This is a genomic window from Microbulbifer sp. CAU 1566 (assembly GCF_023156515.1).
Lineage (GTDB): Bacteria > Pseudomonadota > Gammaproteobacteria > Pseudomonadales > Cellvibrionaceae > Microbulbifer.
In genome coordinates this window covers 56,974-71,788 of sequence record NZ_JALNMG010000003.1, presented here as the reverse complement: position 1 = coordinate 71,788, position 14,815 = coordinate 56,974, and the positions used below count along the sequence as shown (strand labels likewise).

Annotated in this window: 9 protein-coding genes; 3 read left to right on the top strand and 6 right to left on the bottom strand. The window is 57.3% G+C overall.

Annotated elements, in window-relative coordinates; genetic code table 11:
* Positions 1-83 precede the first annotated feature (83 nt).
* Positions 84-1,211: a glycosyltransferase gene (locus M0G74_RS08690; protein WP_248216229.1), complete on the top strand. Its 1,128-nt coding sequence runs from the start codon at positions 84-86 to the stop codon at positions 1,209-1,211.
* Complete coding sequence (locus tag M0G74_RS18355; RefSeq protein WP_348983704.1) at positions 1,211-2,293, top strand: glycosyltransferase family 1 protein; 1,083 nt, start codon at positions 1,211-1,213, stop codon at positions 2,291-2,293. The genes M0G74_RS08690 and M0G74_RS18355 overlap by 1 nt, the downstream gene beginning before the upstream one ends.
* Positions 2,294-2,308: 15 nt before the next feature.
* On the opposite strand, the gene M0G74_RS08680 is transcribed toward M0G74_RS18355, so the two are convergent.
* From M0G74_RS08680 to M0G74_RS08655, 6 genes are read right to left on the bottom strand one after another with little or no spacing between them, the layout of a single operon-like run.
* Positions 2,309-4,036 (bottom strand): BatD family protein, encoded by a 1,728-nt coding sequence (locus tag M0G74_RS08680; RefSeq protein ID WP_248216227.1) that lies wholly within the window; start codon positions 4,034-4,036, stop codon positions 2,309-2,311.
* Entirely contained in the window at positions 4,030-5,916 is a 1,887-nt protein-coding gene (locus tag M0G74_RS08675; RefSeq protein WP_248216226.1) for a VWA domain-containing protein, read from the bottom strand. Before M0G74_RS08675 ends, M0G74_RS08680 begins: the two co-directional genes overlap by 7 nt.
* Positions 5,913-6,965, bottom strand: a complete 1,053-nt coding sequence (locus M0G74_RS08670; RefSeq protein WP_248216225.1) for a VWA domain-containing protein — start codon at positions 6,963-6,965, stop codon at positions 5,913-5,915. The genes M0G74_RS08675 and M0G74_RS08670 overlap by 4 nt, the downstream gene beginning before the upstream one ends.
* On the bottom strand, positions 6,958-7,551 hold the full coding sequence (locus tag M0G74_RS08665) for a DUF4381 domain-containing protein (RefSeq protein WP_248216224.1): 594 nt from the start codon (positions 7,549-7,551) through the stop codon (positions 6,958-6,960). The genes M0G74_RS08670 and M0G74_RS08665 overlap by 8 nt, the downstream gene beginning before the upstream one ends.
* A complete protein-coding gene (locus tag M0G74_RS08660; RefSeq protein WP_248216223.1) occupies positions 7,548-8,525 on the bottom strand; it encodes a DUF58 domain-containing protein in 978 nt (325 codons plus the stop codon). The genes M0G74_RS08665 and M0G74_RS08660 overlap by 4 nt, the downstream gene beginning before the upstream one ends.
* A 20-nt stretch (positions 8,526-8,545) precedes the next feature.
* Complete coding sequence (locus M0G74_RS08655) at positions 8,546-9,505, bottom strand: MoxR family ATPase (RefSeq protein ID WP_160153813.1); 960 nt, start codon at positions 9,503-9,505, stop codon at positions 8,546-8,548.
* A gap of 322 nt (positions 9,506-9,827) precedes the next feature.
* Here M0G74_RS08655 and M0G74_RS08650 point away from each other — a divergent pair, with 322 nt between their 5' ends.
* A complete protein-coding gene (locus M0G74_RS08650) occupies positions 9,828-14,711 on the top strand; it encodes an NAD-glutamate dehydrogenase (protein ID WP_248216694.1) in 4,884 nt (1,627 codons plus the stop codon).
* Positions 14,712-14,815 lie beyond the last annotated feature (104 nt).

Here is a 14,815-nt window from a genome sequence, read left to right as displayed (position 1 = left end):
TACAGTAACCCCAGTAAAAACAACAGGTTAAGGAGGCTGCCGAAGTGTGCACTTCTACTCCCTGCTGCGAAAATGGTTAAATTTTGATCTGGCGCTTTATGAAGGTCCTTCACTGTTACCGTACGTTTTTTCCTGAATCACAGGGGGGGCTTGAGCAGGCCATTTTTGAGATGGCTAGCAACTCTGAGGGCTCGGAGGTGCTGACGTTGGCGGATTTGCCCTATAAGGCCAATTTCGAAAGTGTGCCGGTGCGTGCGTCCCGGCGCTGGTTTTCTTTAGCGTCTTGTTGTGTGGGTCCTGGCCTCATCACTACGCTGTTCAAAAAACAAGCGGATTTGTTGCATCTGCATTTTCCCTGGCCATTCGGTGATATTGCTTATTTGTGCGCCGGCCGTCGCCGTCCCTTAGTTGTGACTTATCATTCCGATATCGTTCGTCAGCGTTTTTTGGGTGCTTTTTATACACCTTTGATGCGCTGGTTCCTCGGTAAGGCTGATCGGATTGTGGCGACATCACCTGAGTATCTGGCATCCAGTCCGGTGCTGCAGAAATATGCGCACAAGGTTGAAGTGATACCTCTTGGAATTTCTGAATCAAGTTACCCGGCTGTTGCGCCGCCTACCTTGGTTGAGTTATCCGATCAGTATGGTCGTGATTTTATGTTGTTCGTGGGAGCTTTGCGTTACTACAAGGGGCTGGAATATTTGGTCAGGGCATCGGTATCCCTGCCATTCCCGGTTTTGATTGCTGGTAAAGGTCCCGAGGAGGAGAGGTTGAAGCGGCTGGCTTTGGAAGTCGGTGCCGACAACGTGCTGTTTCTGGGGCATGTAACCGATGAGGAGAAGCTTGGGCTGTTGAAATTATGCCGAGCGGTGGTTTTTCCATCTCATTTGCGCTCTGAAGCGTTCGGCGTAAGCTTGCTAGAAGGGCTGATGGTTGGAAAACCGTTAATTTCCACCGCAATATGTACGGGCACTAGCTACGTAAATATTGACCAGAAAACCGGTCACGTAGTGCCCCCCGCAGATGTTGGCGCTTTACGCTGTGCCATGCAGGACTTATGGGAGAACCCAGGCAAGTCGGACGCTTGGGGTAAGGCGGCCAGGGCACGGTACGAGCGCCTTTTTACCGCTAGGAAAATGGCTCGCGCGTATGATGATTTGTACCGTCGGGTACTGGGGGAGCGGTCTGTGGAAAAGGCGGTAAATTAGTGATTCGCGTAGCAGTGGATGCTCGACCGCTCTCATTCCCCACAACGGGAATCGGGCGTTACACACAATCTTTGTTGAGTCGCCTTTTTAACAGAAGTGATGTGACTTGGTATCTGTATAGCGATCGACCGCTAATGTGGCCGGAGTCATTGCCGGATAGCGTAAACGTTCGCTACCCCAGTTTCATGCCTCCGTCCGCCGGATCTTTGTTTGCACAAGCGGTTTTTCCAGTTTGGGCGAAAAGGGATAGAGTTGATGTGTTTTGGTCTCCTCGCCATCACTTGCCGCTATTTTTGGGGGGGAATGTCCGCTCTATCGTTACTATCCACGATTTGGTTTGGAGGCACTTTCCGGAGACCATGTCGCGCTTTGGTCGGATTCTTGATTCCCGGTTAATGCCTCCCTCTATTCGTAAAGCCGACAAGGTCATTGCAGTGTCGGATGCGACAAAGTTAGAGGTAGAGGCGTTATGTCCGGAGGCTGACGTTGCCAAAGTTCTTGAGGCTCCATTTTTGGATAGTTCGGAGGGGTCGGGGGCTGGTGAATATTTTCTATTTGTCGGAACTTTAGAACCACGGAAGAATTTAGGGAGGCTGTTGTCAGCTTACACAAAATATGTGTTGGCGAGTACGGGTGCATTACCTCTCAAAATATGTGGCGGCAAGGGCTGGGGGTTGCCTGAATTGGAGCGGCTAATTCAGAAAAATAACCTCAGCGATCATGTTGAGATTCTCGGGTACGTAGATGACGCGGCGTTGCCGGCCTTATATCAAAATGCCCGAGCAATACTCATGCCTTCGCTTTATGAAGGCTTTGGCCTTCCAATTGTAGAGGCCTTTAGTCAAGGAACGCCGGTAATTACCTCGAATCGCGGTGCGATGGAAGAGGTTGCAGGTGATGCTGGCCTCCTGGTAGACCCTGAAAGCATAGAGTCTATTGCCTCTGCGCTTGTAACGCTGACGGATGACCTGGAGCTGGTGGCGCAGCTTCAGTTGCGCGCGCATACTCGCGTAAATCAATTTAGCTGGGATGTGGCAGCCGAACAGACGTTTTCACTAATGGAGTCTTTACTGTCGGCTTAGCGGAGGGGCATTCGGCTAAACGGTACCTCCGCTAAAAAGATCAGGCAATTCCCTTGGTTTTTCCTCTGGGTGGTCTTTGTGCCGCATAAGTCGTTCCGCCAAAATTTGTAATTGCTGCCGATTAATCGGTTTCTTGGGTGTTTTGTAAATTGCATCATTTAATATCCCAACAAACTGGGAAAGCTCAAATATGTTGAGCTCCGCCGCAGCGCTTTCAAGGCTTAGTGTTCGTAACGTTGGCCAACGATTTTTCACCCAATCTCGTAATCCCGCCTGAACTTCTTCAGGACTAGCGGCTTCTACAAGTTGTTTTAGTTGTCCCAAATCTGTCGACCCGGCTGTTGTCTTACTGATCATGCTTGGCTCAAGACTGAGCAGGCGTCTTCTTGCGTAGAAAAAATAAATAATCCAGAACAAGTGCGATGCAATCGCAGCTATGGCAATTTTCTGCCAAAAACCGGGCTCGACAGGAACAGTAGTCGGAGAGGCTGTAGGAATTGCATCAACTGTCCCTGGTTGTGCCGCATTGATCAGAGGTGCACCCGAGATATGAAATCGAAACGCCGGCAGTTGCGTAGCTCTCTGGCGACCAGACTTGCTATCCCACCAGGTGATCGTAATCGGCGGCAATTGGTAGTCGCCAGGTTTGGTTGCAACTATCGCGGTCGTTTCAATACGGCTGCCGGTAATACCACTAGTACTCGGCTGATCCTCTTTCTGTGGCTGGTCCGGATAGGTTTTTAGGCCTTCGACATCCAGCGCCGGCAGGGGAGGCAGTTGCGCTGCCCTTAAGCCTTCCGCCCGTAAAGTAATGATTCGGGTGATGGGTTCCCCCACTTTGAATTCTTCAGGATCCTTACTCCAGCTCTGCACCATGCCCAGGCTGGCTGCCGGAAGCCAGTGAGAGCCGCTGTAACTATCGGGTTTGGGTTTGACCTGGACGCTTTTTGCTTCGGAGCGCAGGCGGATACGCTGGGCGTTGCGATTGAACAGGGAGAAGGGATCTCTGCGGCCGGTGACGGCTACATAATTGAGGGCGGGAATCTGCAGTTCGCCGGAGCTTTCCGGAAAAACGGCATATGTCAATTCGTAGACAGCATGGCCGACTCCGTTGATTCTGCGTTCGAATCGCTGTTCGTCGACCTTTTCCACGTGGGCACCGGCAATCTGCAGCGGGTCGGTAGCGATATCGTGGAGCCCGACGGTTGTGTAGAGGCGGACTTTTACCAGTAGTTGTTCCTGGACGTAGAGTGCGTTTTTGTCGAGTTCTACCTCCAGAAATGCCTGGCGGTCATTGCCGGCGGGGGATTCGCCCGCTTTGTTGATGGTCATCGGGATGGCATCAGAGACCTGGCCATGCAGGTGCAGGGAAGGGACGAAGAGCTTGCCTTCTTTCAGTGGTGCGAGCACGACGGTCCACTCGACAAAGCTTTCCGCCTTGCCGTTGATAACGCGGTATTGGTTGGATTGTTGGCGGGACAAGAGTTCAAAATCCTGTTGCAGCAGGTTGAAATCCGGCTGGCCACCACTCTGGTTGCCGCTGTAGCGCAGGGTGAGCGTGAAGGTTTCGTTGATGGCGAGTTCGTTGCGATCCACGGACGCGGTGAGATCCTGGGCATTAGCGGTGACGGATACCAGCAGTAAAAGCACGGCGAACAGCAGCTTGATCGCGTGCGCCACATGGAAACCGGTAAACTGGTGTCCGCGGTGAGGGGAGATGATTGCTTCTGCTGGGATTACCATCTTTGGGTGGCTCCGTTTTCCGGGGGCTGCCATTCGCCCGCACGATAGGCGCGGCGGCGTTGCAGGCTTTCGTATTTGAATTTCTCGCGCATTAGACCGGCGGGGTCGTCGGGGATCTGGCGCAGCCACTGGTCCAGGGCCTGTTGGGTTTCAGGATCTAGCGGGCTTTCCTCTTCGCCGGGCTGAGCTTGGGCATTTTGCTGTTGTTGCTCGCCATTCTGCTGGTCTTGATTGCCCTGGGCTTGTTGCTCCTGCTCATTCTGGCCGGGATCCGGTTGCGGTTCCTGCTGGTCCTGATTGCCAGTCTGTTGCTGGTCCTCTCCTGGCTCCTGCTGGGCATTCTGTTGGTTTTGATCGCCTTGTTGCTGATTCTGCTGCGCGTTTTGATCCTGCTGCTGATCGCCGTCCTGGGACTGGTTGTTCTGCTGCTGGTCCTGTTGATTGTCCTGATCCTGGGACTGGCCACTCTGCTGCTGGTTTTGTTGCTGCTGTTGTTGCAGCTTTTTGAGTTGCTCGGCGATGTCCCGGTTTTGGCGCGCATCCGAAAATTCGGGGTCTTCTTTTAGCGCTTCATCGTAGGCGTTGATGGCTTCGTCGAAGCGGCCTTGTTGTGTCAGGCTGTTGCCCAGGTTGTAGAGTCCTTGTGGGTCCGCACTTTCGGAAAAGTTCTTGGCTGCTGCATCGTACTTACCGGCACGATAGTTGGCGGTGCCGCGCCACTGTGAATTGTCGAACTTTTCTGCCGCAGACTTGGCGTCCCCCTGTTGCAGCATCTCTTCCGCTTGCTGGTTGGGTGTCTTCCATAGGTTTTGCCAGGTGTCCGCCGCGCTTTTCGGGGCTGCGGTGAGTAGCGAGCAGAGTGTGAATGCTGGAATTACACAGGCGAGGGCGCCTCGGCGGAACAGCAGAAGCGCCAGGGGCAGCAGTAGTAGCACCAGCCAGGGACCTTCCTCTTGCCACTGATCGAATTCCCGCTCGGTCAATTGTGCTTGCTCCGGTGCATTGTCTTTTGGCAGCAGCGTTGCGATGTCATTGTCCGTTACGGAGATCTGGGCGAATTTACCGCCGGTACTCGCGGCCAGCTGTGCCAGTTCCCCGCGATCAAAATTGGCGATGATGATGGAGCCGCTGTCGTCGGTGACAAACCCGCTGCCGGTTGTTTTCGGAATGGGGCTGCCGTCGCCGCTGCCCACGGCGAGGATGGACAGGGTGGCATCGCTGTTTTTGACTTCGGCTTCTACGGTGTTGACTGCCGCTTTGGCGATACCGTCGGTTACGGCCAGTAAACGCCCGCGGCCATTGGCGCCGTCTTTTATTAAGCGCAGTCCCGCCTGTACTGCCATTTCAATATTGCTCCCCGGCACTGGCATGATCCGTGGCGAAAGCGAGGGCACCAGGTTGGCAATGGTGGCGGTGTCGTCGGTAAGCGGTGTGACTACGTGGGCTTCACCGGCGTAGGCAATCAGGGCGGTAAGGCCGTCTTTGCGCTGCTTTAGGATGTCCAGGATTTTCAGGCGCGCGCGCGTGAGTCGATTGGGTGAGAGATCGGTCGCCATCATCGAGGGCGACAAGTCCAGCAGAATCACCAGGGCGTCCTGGTTGCTGTAAACCGGCGTGGGCAGTTTGCGCCAGCTGGGGCCGGCTAACGCTAAGATCGCCAGGGTCAGCAGGGCGAATATCAGGGCAAATAGCCAGGGGCGTTTTTCTCCGCCGCGCATCAGCAGGTGGGGGAGGAGGTCCGGGTCGATAACTTTTTGCAGCTGGCCGCTGGCGAGCACCGTGCGGGCGAGCGCCCAGCAAATGCCGGCGACCGGGAGTATCAGCCATAAAAATTGGGGGCGCAGGAAATGGAACTCCTGCAGGCTGGCTAACAGGTTCACAGGGCCTGCCTCCTGTTCAGCGGGTGCTGACTACTACCTTTGCTAATGGAAGCTCTGCTTGCAATAAGATTGGCGACAAGGGGAAGCAGTGCCCAGGCCAGCGCCAGAAACAAAGCGAGCCCCAGGGGCCAGATATACAGGGATTTTAGCGGACGATAGGTTTCCGCTTCCTGCTCCACCGGTTCCAGGCGATCCAGCTCTGCATAGATATTCGCCAGCTCCTGGGGATTGCGCGCGCGGAAGTAGAGGCCACCGGTCTGGTCGGCGATGGCTTTGAGTGTCTTGCTATCCAGGTCCCGCGATGGGTTGACCCGGCGGGAGCCGAAGCGGGATCCCAATAGCCCGGGCTGTACCATTTCGTCTGCGCCCACACCGATGGTGTACACCTTGACCCCCGCCTGTTTGGCGAGTTCGGCGGCTTTCAGGGGGGCGACCTCGCCGGCGGTGTTGGCGCCGTCTGTCAGCAGGATGAGAACCCGCTGATCGGCCGGGCGCTGGGTCAAGCGTTTTACGGATAAACCTATGGCGTCGCCAATGGCGGTCCCCTGGCCGGCAAAGCCGATCTGGGCTTCGGTTAACAGTGTGTCGACAGTCTGACGGTCAAACGTCAGGGGGGCTTGCAGGTAAGCGCGGGTGCCGAACAGCACTAGCCCCAGGCGATCGCCGTTACGGCGCAGCACAAAATCCCCCACAACATTTTTGACGGCGGTAATGCGCATGGCCGGGTTGCCGTTCAGAAGCATGTCCGGGGTTTCCATACTGCCGGAAATGTCTACTGCGATTAGCAGGTCGCGGGCGCTGCTGGTCTCTGAAATGGGCTCGCCGTACCACTGCGGCCGAGCCGCGGCGGTTACGAGCAGGCTCCAAAGTAGCCAGAGCAGTAACAGGTTGATTTGATTGCTCGGGGCGCTGCCGCCTTTATGGGGCAGTTGCTGGTAATAGGGCACTTTAATTGCGCTACTCAGGGGTTCGCTTTTTGGCAGAAGCCGGCGCGCCAGCAAGGGCAGGGGCAATAATAGAAACAGCCACGGCAGGGCAAACTCAAACACGACTTGCCTCCGGTGAATTGGGCGCAATGACGGCTTTGGCGCCCGCCAGCGTATCCGTGGGTATCGGCCTTTCGTGCTTGTGTGCCCAGTATATGGCGTACTCTCGCAGCGCTTTGATGTCGCTGCTGCTGGGTAGCTGGTCGCTATACAGGTTTTCCAGTAAGGCGCGCTTTGCGGCGTGGGGAATTGGTTGATCCACCGAGGACTGTAAAAAGGCAATCCAGCGCTCACCGGTAAGGGCGGCGCAGGGTTCGCGGCCAAAGGTCACCACTGCGACCCGTTTCATAAGTATGTTGATCTCCTCCACCGCGCGCGGGTTGCCCAGATCTACTGCCTGCAGCAGTCGTACGCCCTCGGAGCGATACAAGTTTTTTCGGCGCTTCTGCCGCAGGCGCAGGAATATAAATGCGGCGGCAAATATGAGTGCAACCAGGGTTCCGGCGAGGATCCACCAGCCAGGGGCGAGGGGCCACCAGCCGATGGCTGCGGGTTCGTGAATGTCTTTGAGTTGCTCTAACAGCGCCTGCATTTCCGGCGTCATTTGTGGCGCCGGCTGCGCGGTCTGTTGCTGTGCCATTAGCTTCATACCGGCATCCTGCTGGGGCTGGCACTTGGCGCGGGCGGTCGCTCACCGTAGGTGCTGAGCAATACCGGGACCACCGGTTGTGTGCTGTCAAAGTCGACCAGCGGTAGGCGCAGGCGCCGACAAAGCTGCGCAGTCTGCTCGCGCACCTGTTGCTGATGCCGGGAAAAGGCCTCTCGCTGTTGCCGGTTAGATCGGCCAAGAAAGGTGCGCTGGCGACCGTCACTGATGGTGAGGGCCTGATCTGGCAGGTGCTGCTCCAGCGGGTCGGTAATACGAAGCACCTGAAGATCGGCGTGGCGGGTCAGCAGGTACAGGGGCTGCTCGCAGCTTTCATCCATGTCATGGCAGTCGCTGATCAGGAACACTGCGCTGCCGGGGCGCGCAACCCGGCGAGCTTCTTCCAGCAGGGTGCTGAGCGGCTGGCTGCCATTTGCAGGGATAGGGCTTTTGAGCGCGGATGCCATTTCTACCATGCTGTGAATGGCCGCAAGTACCGCGTGATGGCTGCGACGGGGACGAACGGTTTCCAGGTGTTGATCAGAAAACAGCAGGGCGCCGATACGGTCACCGTGCTGAAGGCCTGCCCATCCCAGAGCCGAGGCAATGCTGCAAGCAGCGACGGATTTGAAGGCATTCTGGCTGCCAAAGAACATCGGTGAGCGCAGGTCCAGCAAAATCACCACCGGCCGTTCGCGTTCTTCCTGGAACAGCTTGGTATGGGTTTTACCGGTGCGGGCGGTTACGCGCCAGTCGATGGAGCGCACGTCGTCACCGGGCTGGTAGTAGCGCACCTCTTCAAAGTTCATGCCGCGGCCGCGGTAACGCGTAAGCAGGTTGCCGGCCTGGTCGCTACGGTTTACCCGTGGCTTGAACAGGCGCAACTGGCGGGCGATATGCCGCAGGCGCACCAGTGGTGGCACCGAAGGGTAGGCGCCGCGGAGGTTCAGCTCGTTGTGATTGAGGGCTTTCTGCACGTCAGATCCGCTGCGCCTGGTTAAATCGCCGGCACTTGTTGCAGCAAGCGGTGAATGACCTGGTCGGCACTGGCGCCAGCGGCCTCCGCCTCAAAACTGAGCAACAGGCGGTGGCGCAGTACATCCGGTGCAATCGCCATGACATCGTCCGGGGTTACATAGTCGCGCCCGGCAAGCCAAGCGTAGGCGCGGGAGCAGCGGTCCAGGGCGATGGTGGCACGTGGGCTGGCGCCGAAGTCGAGCCAGGAGGCGAGTTCGTCGTCGTATCGCTGGGGTTCGCGGGTGGCGATGATCAACTGGACAATATAGGTCTCAACGGCTTCGACCATGGTCAGGTCGAGAATTTCTTTGCGCGCGGCAAAAATGGTTTCCTGGCTGATGATGGAAGACGGCCGGTCTTCGCCGTGACTGGCCTCAGCGCGGGCCAGTTGCAGGATTTTGGTTTCCGCTTCCGCATTCGGGTAGCTGAGGTTCACCTGCATCAGGAAACGGTCGAGCTGCGCCTCAGGCAGCGGGTAGGTGCCCTCCTGTTCGATGGGGTTCTGGGTCGCCATCACCAGGAACAGGTCCGGCAGCGAATAGGTTTTGCGCCCGACACTGATCTGGCGCTCGGCCATGGCTTCCAGCAGGGCGGACTGTACCTTGGCCGGCGCGCGGTTGATTTCGTCCGCGAGAATCAGGTTATGAAACACCGGGCCGTGCTGAAAGTGGAATTCACCGGTTTCCGGGCGGTAGATGTCGGTGCCGGTAATATCGGAGGGTAACAGGTCCGGGGTGAACTGCACCCGGTGGAAGTCACCCTCAATGGCATCGGCCAGAGTCTTGATGGCCTTGGTCTTGGCTAGGCCCGGCGCACCCTCAACCAGTAGGTGGCCATCGGCCAGTAATCCTATGAGGATCCGGTTGACCAAAGTCTCCTGGCCAATAATCTGCTGCTCTAGCCAATCACCCAGAATTTTTATCTGCTGGCGTGTGTCCATATCGTCACTTCTTTTGCCAATTTCCTGTTTCAATACGCTGCCCGAGCCGGGTGGCTATCTATCATCTTTATATATAGCCACTCGCCCGCCTCCTGAGGATGAGTCCGAGGATCAGTCGCGAACCGGTTGATTTTAGCGGCGGATGGCTGAGAGGCAACCGCTGTGCCGCTATGGGGGTTCGTCGTGGCTCCTATTAGGGTACTTCGGGCGGCAAAGTAGACAATTATTCTGTCGTTTTGTTCTACCTTGATACAACCTTGAACCAAAAAAATTTATTCACAGCGGTAATCAGTTAAGCCGCGATGGGAGAAAACACGTGAATATGGCCACGGTCATAACGGATAGCCGGGAGGAGCTGCTGGCGCAGGTCAGTGGGATCATTCGGGAGAAGCTGGGCGACAAGGCGGCGCCGGTTGTCGCTTTTGCGGAGCAGTTTCTGAACCAGTACGCACTTGAGGACCTGGCGGGGCGGCGTCTGGTGGATGTATACGGTTGCCTTTACACCTGCTGGGACTTTCTCCAGCAGTACAGCGGCGGCGAGCCCAAGATCCGGGTGTTCAACCCGCGCCTGGAGGACCACGGCTGGGAGTGCTCCCACACCGTCGTTTGTGTATTGCAGCGGGACATGCCGTTCCTGGTGGACTCGGTGCGGATGGAGATCAACAACCGCAACACCGTGATCCACTCCATCAAAAGTACGGTGATGCAGCTGCAGCGGAGCGAGAGCGGCCAGCTGGAAAAGTTGCTGCCTCCCGGAAGCAAGCAGGATGATGCCCGCCAGGACGACCCCAGGGTATCCAGCGAGGCGCTGATTTACCTTGAGATCAATCTGGATACCTCGGCCTCACACGCATCGGACCTGGCGCGCTCCCTGAAGGATATCCTCGGCGATGTGGAGCTGGCGGTCGACGATTATGTGCCGATGCTGGACACCTGCGCTGCAATGGAAGACCAGCTGCATGCCAGCATCGCCGATAACGAGGCCAATCTCGAAGAGGCCGCGGCTTTCCTGCAGTGGATGCGGGATGGCAATTTCACCTTCCTCGGTTACCGCGAATACGAATTCTGCCAGCAAGGCGATAAAAAGGTCCTGTGCGAGGTGGAGAACCGCCGCCTGGGGATCTTCAAAAACCTGCAGCAACCCGCAGAGCCCACACCGGAGTATGCCTTCAATGAGGGCAAGCAGAAGTTCTACCAGGGCCCCAACTTCTTGACGTTTGCCAAGTCTTCCGTCAAGTCCCGGGTACACCGGTCTGCTTATTCGGATTACGTCAGCATCAAGCGTTACGATTCCGCAGGCGAGGTAATCGGGGAGTCGGCGTTTATGGGGCTCTACACCTCACCGGTGTACACCGAGAGCCCGGCCAAAATCCCCATCATCCGCCGCAAGCTGGCCTCGGTGATGGAGCAGAGCGGTCTGTCTCCCACCAGTCATGATGGCAAGGCGCTGAAGCGGGTACTGGACACCTTCCCGCGGGACGAGCTGTTCCAGAGCAGCACCAAAGAGCTGTTCGATACCACCCTCGGCGTGCTCGCCATGAATGAGCGCGCACGTCTGCGCCTGTTTATGCGCAAAGATCCGTTTGGCAAATTCGTTACCGCCATGGTTTACGTGCCGCGGGACCAATTCAACAGTGAGGTGCGCGAAAAGATCAGCGATCGCATCGCGAGAACCATTCACGCGCTGGACTCCGATTTTACGACCTATTTTTCCGAATCCATTCTCGCCCGGGTACACCTTGTGTTCCGGGTGGATCCAAATGAGCCGGTGGACTTTGATGTAGCGCGACTGGAGGCGCAAATCGTGGACATTACCCGCAGTTGGGAAGACGTATTCCAAAAATCCCTCATTGAATCCCACGGTGAGGAGCAGGGCAGCCGCCTGATCAGTACCTTCGGTCAGGCCTTCCCCGCGGGTTACCGCGAGGACTTCGAGCCTCGTATCGCGGTACAGGATGTGGCCTTGATTCAGGAGATCAGCGCCGATCACCGTGTGGCCATGAGTTTCTACCAGCCGGTTGGAGCCGAGCCTGGCAGTCTGCGCTTCAAGGTATTCAACTGGGGCAGCGGCCTGACCCTGTCCGATGTGATTCCGGTACTGGAAAACCTCGGCCTGCGGGTGATGGGCGAGTTCCCCTATACCATTCGTCCCCGCGGCCAGCAGGATGTGTGGATGCACGAGTTCCACCTGGAATTCGGCCTGCCAACCCGCGTCGACGCCCAGGCCTCCCGCTCCCTGTTCCAGGATGCCTTCGCCGCAATCTGGGATGGCGTGGCCGAGAGCGATGCCTTCAACCGGATGGTACTCGCCGCACGTCTGAACTGGCGCGAAGTGTCCATGCTGCGCGCCTACGCCCGCTACCTGAAGCAGACCAAGTTCAGTGCCAGCCAGTCCTATATTGCTGCGACCCTGGCCAACCATGTGGAGATTACGCGTAACCTGGTGGCTCTGTTCCGCGCCATGTTTGACCCGCGCATCAATTCCGCCGATCGCCAGGATCAGTCCCGGGTCGAGCGCCTGATCAAGAAGATTCACGATGGCCTGGATGCGGTAGACAACCTCAACGAGGACCAGGTGATCCGCCGTTATCTGGAGCTGATTCGCGGAACCCTGCGGACCAACTTCTTCCAGCTGGATGAGAACGATCAGCCCAAGGATTACATCTCCATCAAGTTCAGCCCGCGGGATATTCCGAATATTCCCGAACCGCGCCCGGAATTTGAAATCTTCGTCTACTCGCCGCAAGTCGAGGGCGTACACTTGCGCGGCGGTAAAGTGGCCCGCGGTGGCCTGCGCTGGTCTGACCGGCTGGAAGATTTCCGTACCGAGGTGCTGGGGCTGGTGAAAGCCCAGAATGTGAAGAACGCAGTGATCGTGCCCAGCGGTGCCAAAGGTGGCTTCGTGGTACGCAAACCGCCGGTTGACAACAGCCGCGAGGCGTTGATCGAGGCAGGTATCAACTGCTACAAAACCTTCATCCGCGGTCTTTTGGATGTCACCGATAACCTGAAAGATGGCGAAGTCATCCCGCCGCCGCGGGTTATTCGTCGTGACCAGGACGACCCCTACCTGGTTGTCGCCGCAGACAAGGGCACGGCTACCTTCTCCGACATCGCCAACGGCATTGCCGCGGAATACGACTTCTGGCTGGGCGATGCCTTCGCCTCTGGTGGCAGCAACGGCTACGATCACAAGAAAATGGGCATTACCGCGCGCGGTGCCTGGGTCTCTGTGCAGCGTCACTTCCGCGAAATGGGCGTGAATGTACAGGCGGAAAATTTCTCGGTGATTGGCATTGGTGATATGGGCGGCGATGTGTTCGGCAACGGCATGCTGCTGTCTGAACATATCTGCCTGAAAGGTGCTTTCAACCACCTGCATATCTTTGTCGACCCCAACCCGGATGCCTCCAGCAGCTTTGTGGAGCGCAAGCGCCTGTTCGAACTGCCGCGCTCTGCCTGGACCGATTACAACCTCAGCCTGATTTCCAAGGGCGGTGGTATTTTCGAGCGCCGTGCCAAATCCGTGAAAATTACCCCGGAAATGAAGCAGGCCTTCGGAATTTCCGAGGACCAGCTGACGCCGAACGAACTGATCAGTGCCATGCTCAAGTCGCCGGTAGACCTGATCTGGAACGGCGGTATTGGCACCTATGTCAAAGCCAGCAGCGAGAGCCACGCTCAGGTTGGTGACAAGTCCAACGACAACCTGCGGGTGAATGGCAATCAGCTGCGCTGCAAAGTGTTTGGCGAGGGCGGCAACCTGGGCATGACCCAGCGCGGCCGTATCGAGTTCTCCCTGAATGGCGGTCGCTGTAACACCGACTTTATCGACAATGCCGGCGGCGTGGATTGCTCGGACCACGAGGTAAACATCAAGATCCTGCTGGACAAGGTGGTGGCCAATGGCGACCTCACCAGCAAGCAGCGCAACCAGCTGCTGGAGGAGATGACCGAGTCGGTAGCCGAACTGGTGCTGGACAACAACTACAACCAGACTCGCGCCCTGAGTGTGGCGAGCTACCAGGTGGGCGATCGGTTTGATGAATATCGCCGCGTGATCAACGCGCTGGAGAGCGAAGGTCGACTGCGTCGCGCACTGGAATTCATTCCTGACAATGAAACCCTCTCCGAGCGTCAGAACAAAGGCCAATACCTGACCCGCCCGGAACTCTCGGTACTGATTTCCTATGTAAAAGTGAAGCTCAAAGAAGAGCTGCTGAACGCGCACATCATTGACAATGAGCGCGTTCAGGAAGCGGTGGTTTCCGCCTTCCCACCCACCCTGGTAGCGCGCTACGAAGCGCTGGTCTACGACCACCAGCTGCGCCGGGAAATTGTCTCCACCCAGGTGGCCAATGAAATGGTCAACAGCATGGGGATTACTTTCTACCATCGCATCAGTGGTGCTACCGGTGCGGATATCGACACCATTGCGGCGGCTTATATCAGCGCCCGTGATGTTTACCTGATGCAGGAATTCCAGGACGGCGTGGCGGCACTGGACTATCAGGTACCGGCGGATCTGCAGCTGCAGTTGATGAACTCCATGATCGGTCGGGTGCGCCGCGCGACGCGCTGGTTTGTGCGCAACCGCCGCGGTGATCTGGATCCGGCGCAAGAGCGCGACCTGTTCCAGGATTCCGTACAGCGGGTTATTCGCGCACTGCCAGAGGTGCTGAGTGGCGAACCCCTGCGTGAGTGGCAGTCCCGCCACGATCAGCTGCTCGCAGCGAAAGTGCCAGAGCAGTTGGCGCTGCTCGCGGCATCGCCGACCTATCTGTTCTCGGCATTGGGTATCTCCCAGTCGGCACAGGTCAGTGATCGCCCGGTGGAGGAGGTGGCCAAAACCTACTTTGCCCTGGCGGACAAGCTGGGACTCTACTGGTTCGGTAACCAGATCATCGACCTGCCGGCGGAAACCTTCTGGCAGTCTCAGGCGCGGGAAACCAGCATGGATGACCTGGACAGCCAGCTGTCCAAGCTCGCCATTCACATTCTGCGCCTTGCGGGAGACGATGGCCTGGATGTGGACAGTGCGGTAAGCCGTTGGGTAGACGTCATGGCGCAACCCATCCAGCGCTGGGAGAGCCTGATGAAGGAACTGAAGTCTTCTCCTCAGGGTGATTTCGCCATGTTTACCGTGGCCCTGCGTGAGCTGATGTACCTGGCGAACGCGACTTCAGATCAGGAAACCCTGGCCTAATCGTATCCGGGCCGGTAATCCGACTGAGAAATTCAGTCCGGAAGTCCGTACAATATGGCGGCTCGCTTTAGCGGGCCGCCAATTTTGTATGGCCCAAATTCGTA

Bases quoted from the DNA above. Each gene is read 5' to 3' on its own strand.
- M0G74_RS08680 (WP_248216227.1), bottom strand. From the start codon at position 4,036: ATGGTAATCCCAGCAGAAGCAATCATCTCCCCTCACCGCGGACACCAG.
- M0G74_RS08665 (WP_248216224.1), bottom strand. From the start codon at position 7,551: ATGAAGCTAATGGCACAGCAACAGACCGCGCAGCCGGCGCCACAAATG.
- M0G74_RS08655 (WP_160153813.1), bottom strand. From the start codon at position 9,505: ATGGACACACGCCAGCAGATAAAAATTCTGGGTGATTGGCTAGAGCAG.
- M0G74_RS08650 (WP_248216694.1), top strand. From the start codon at position 9,828: ATGGCCACGGTCATAACGGATAGCCGGGAGGAGCTGCTGGCGCAGGTC.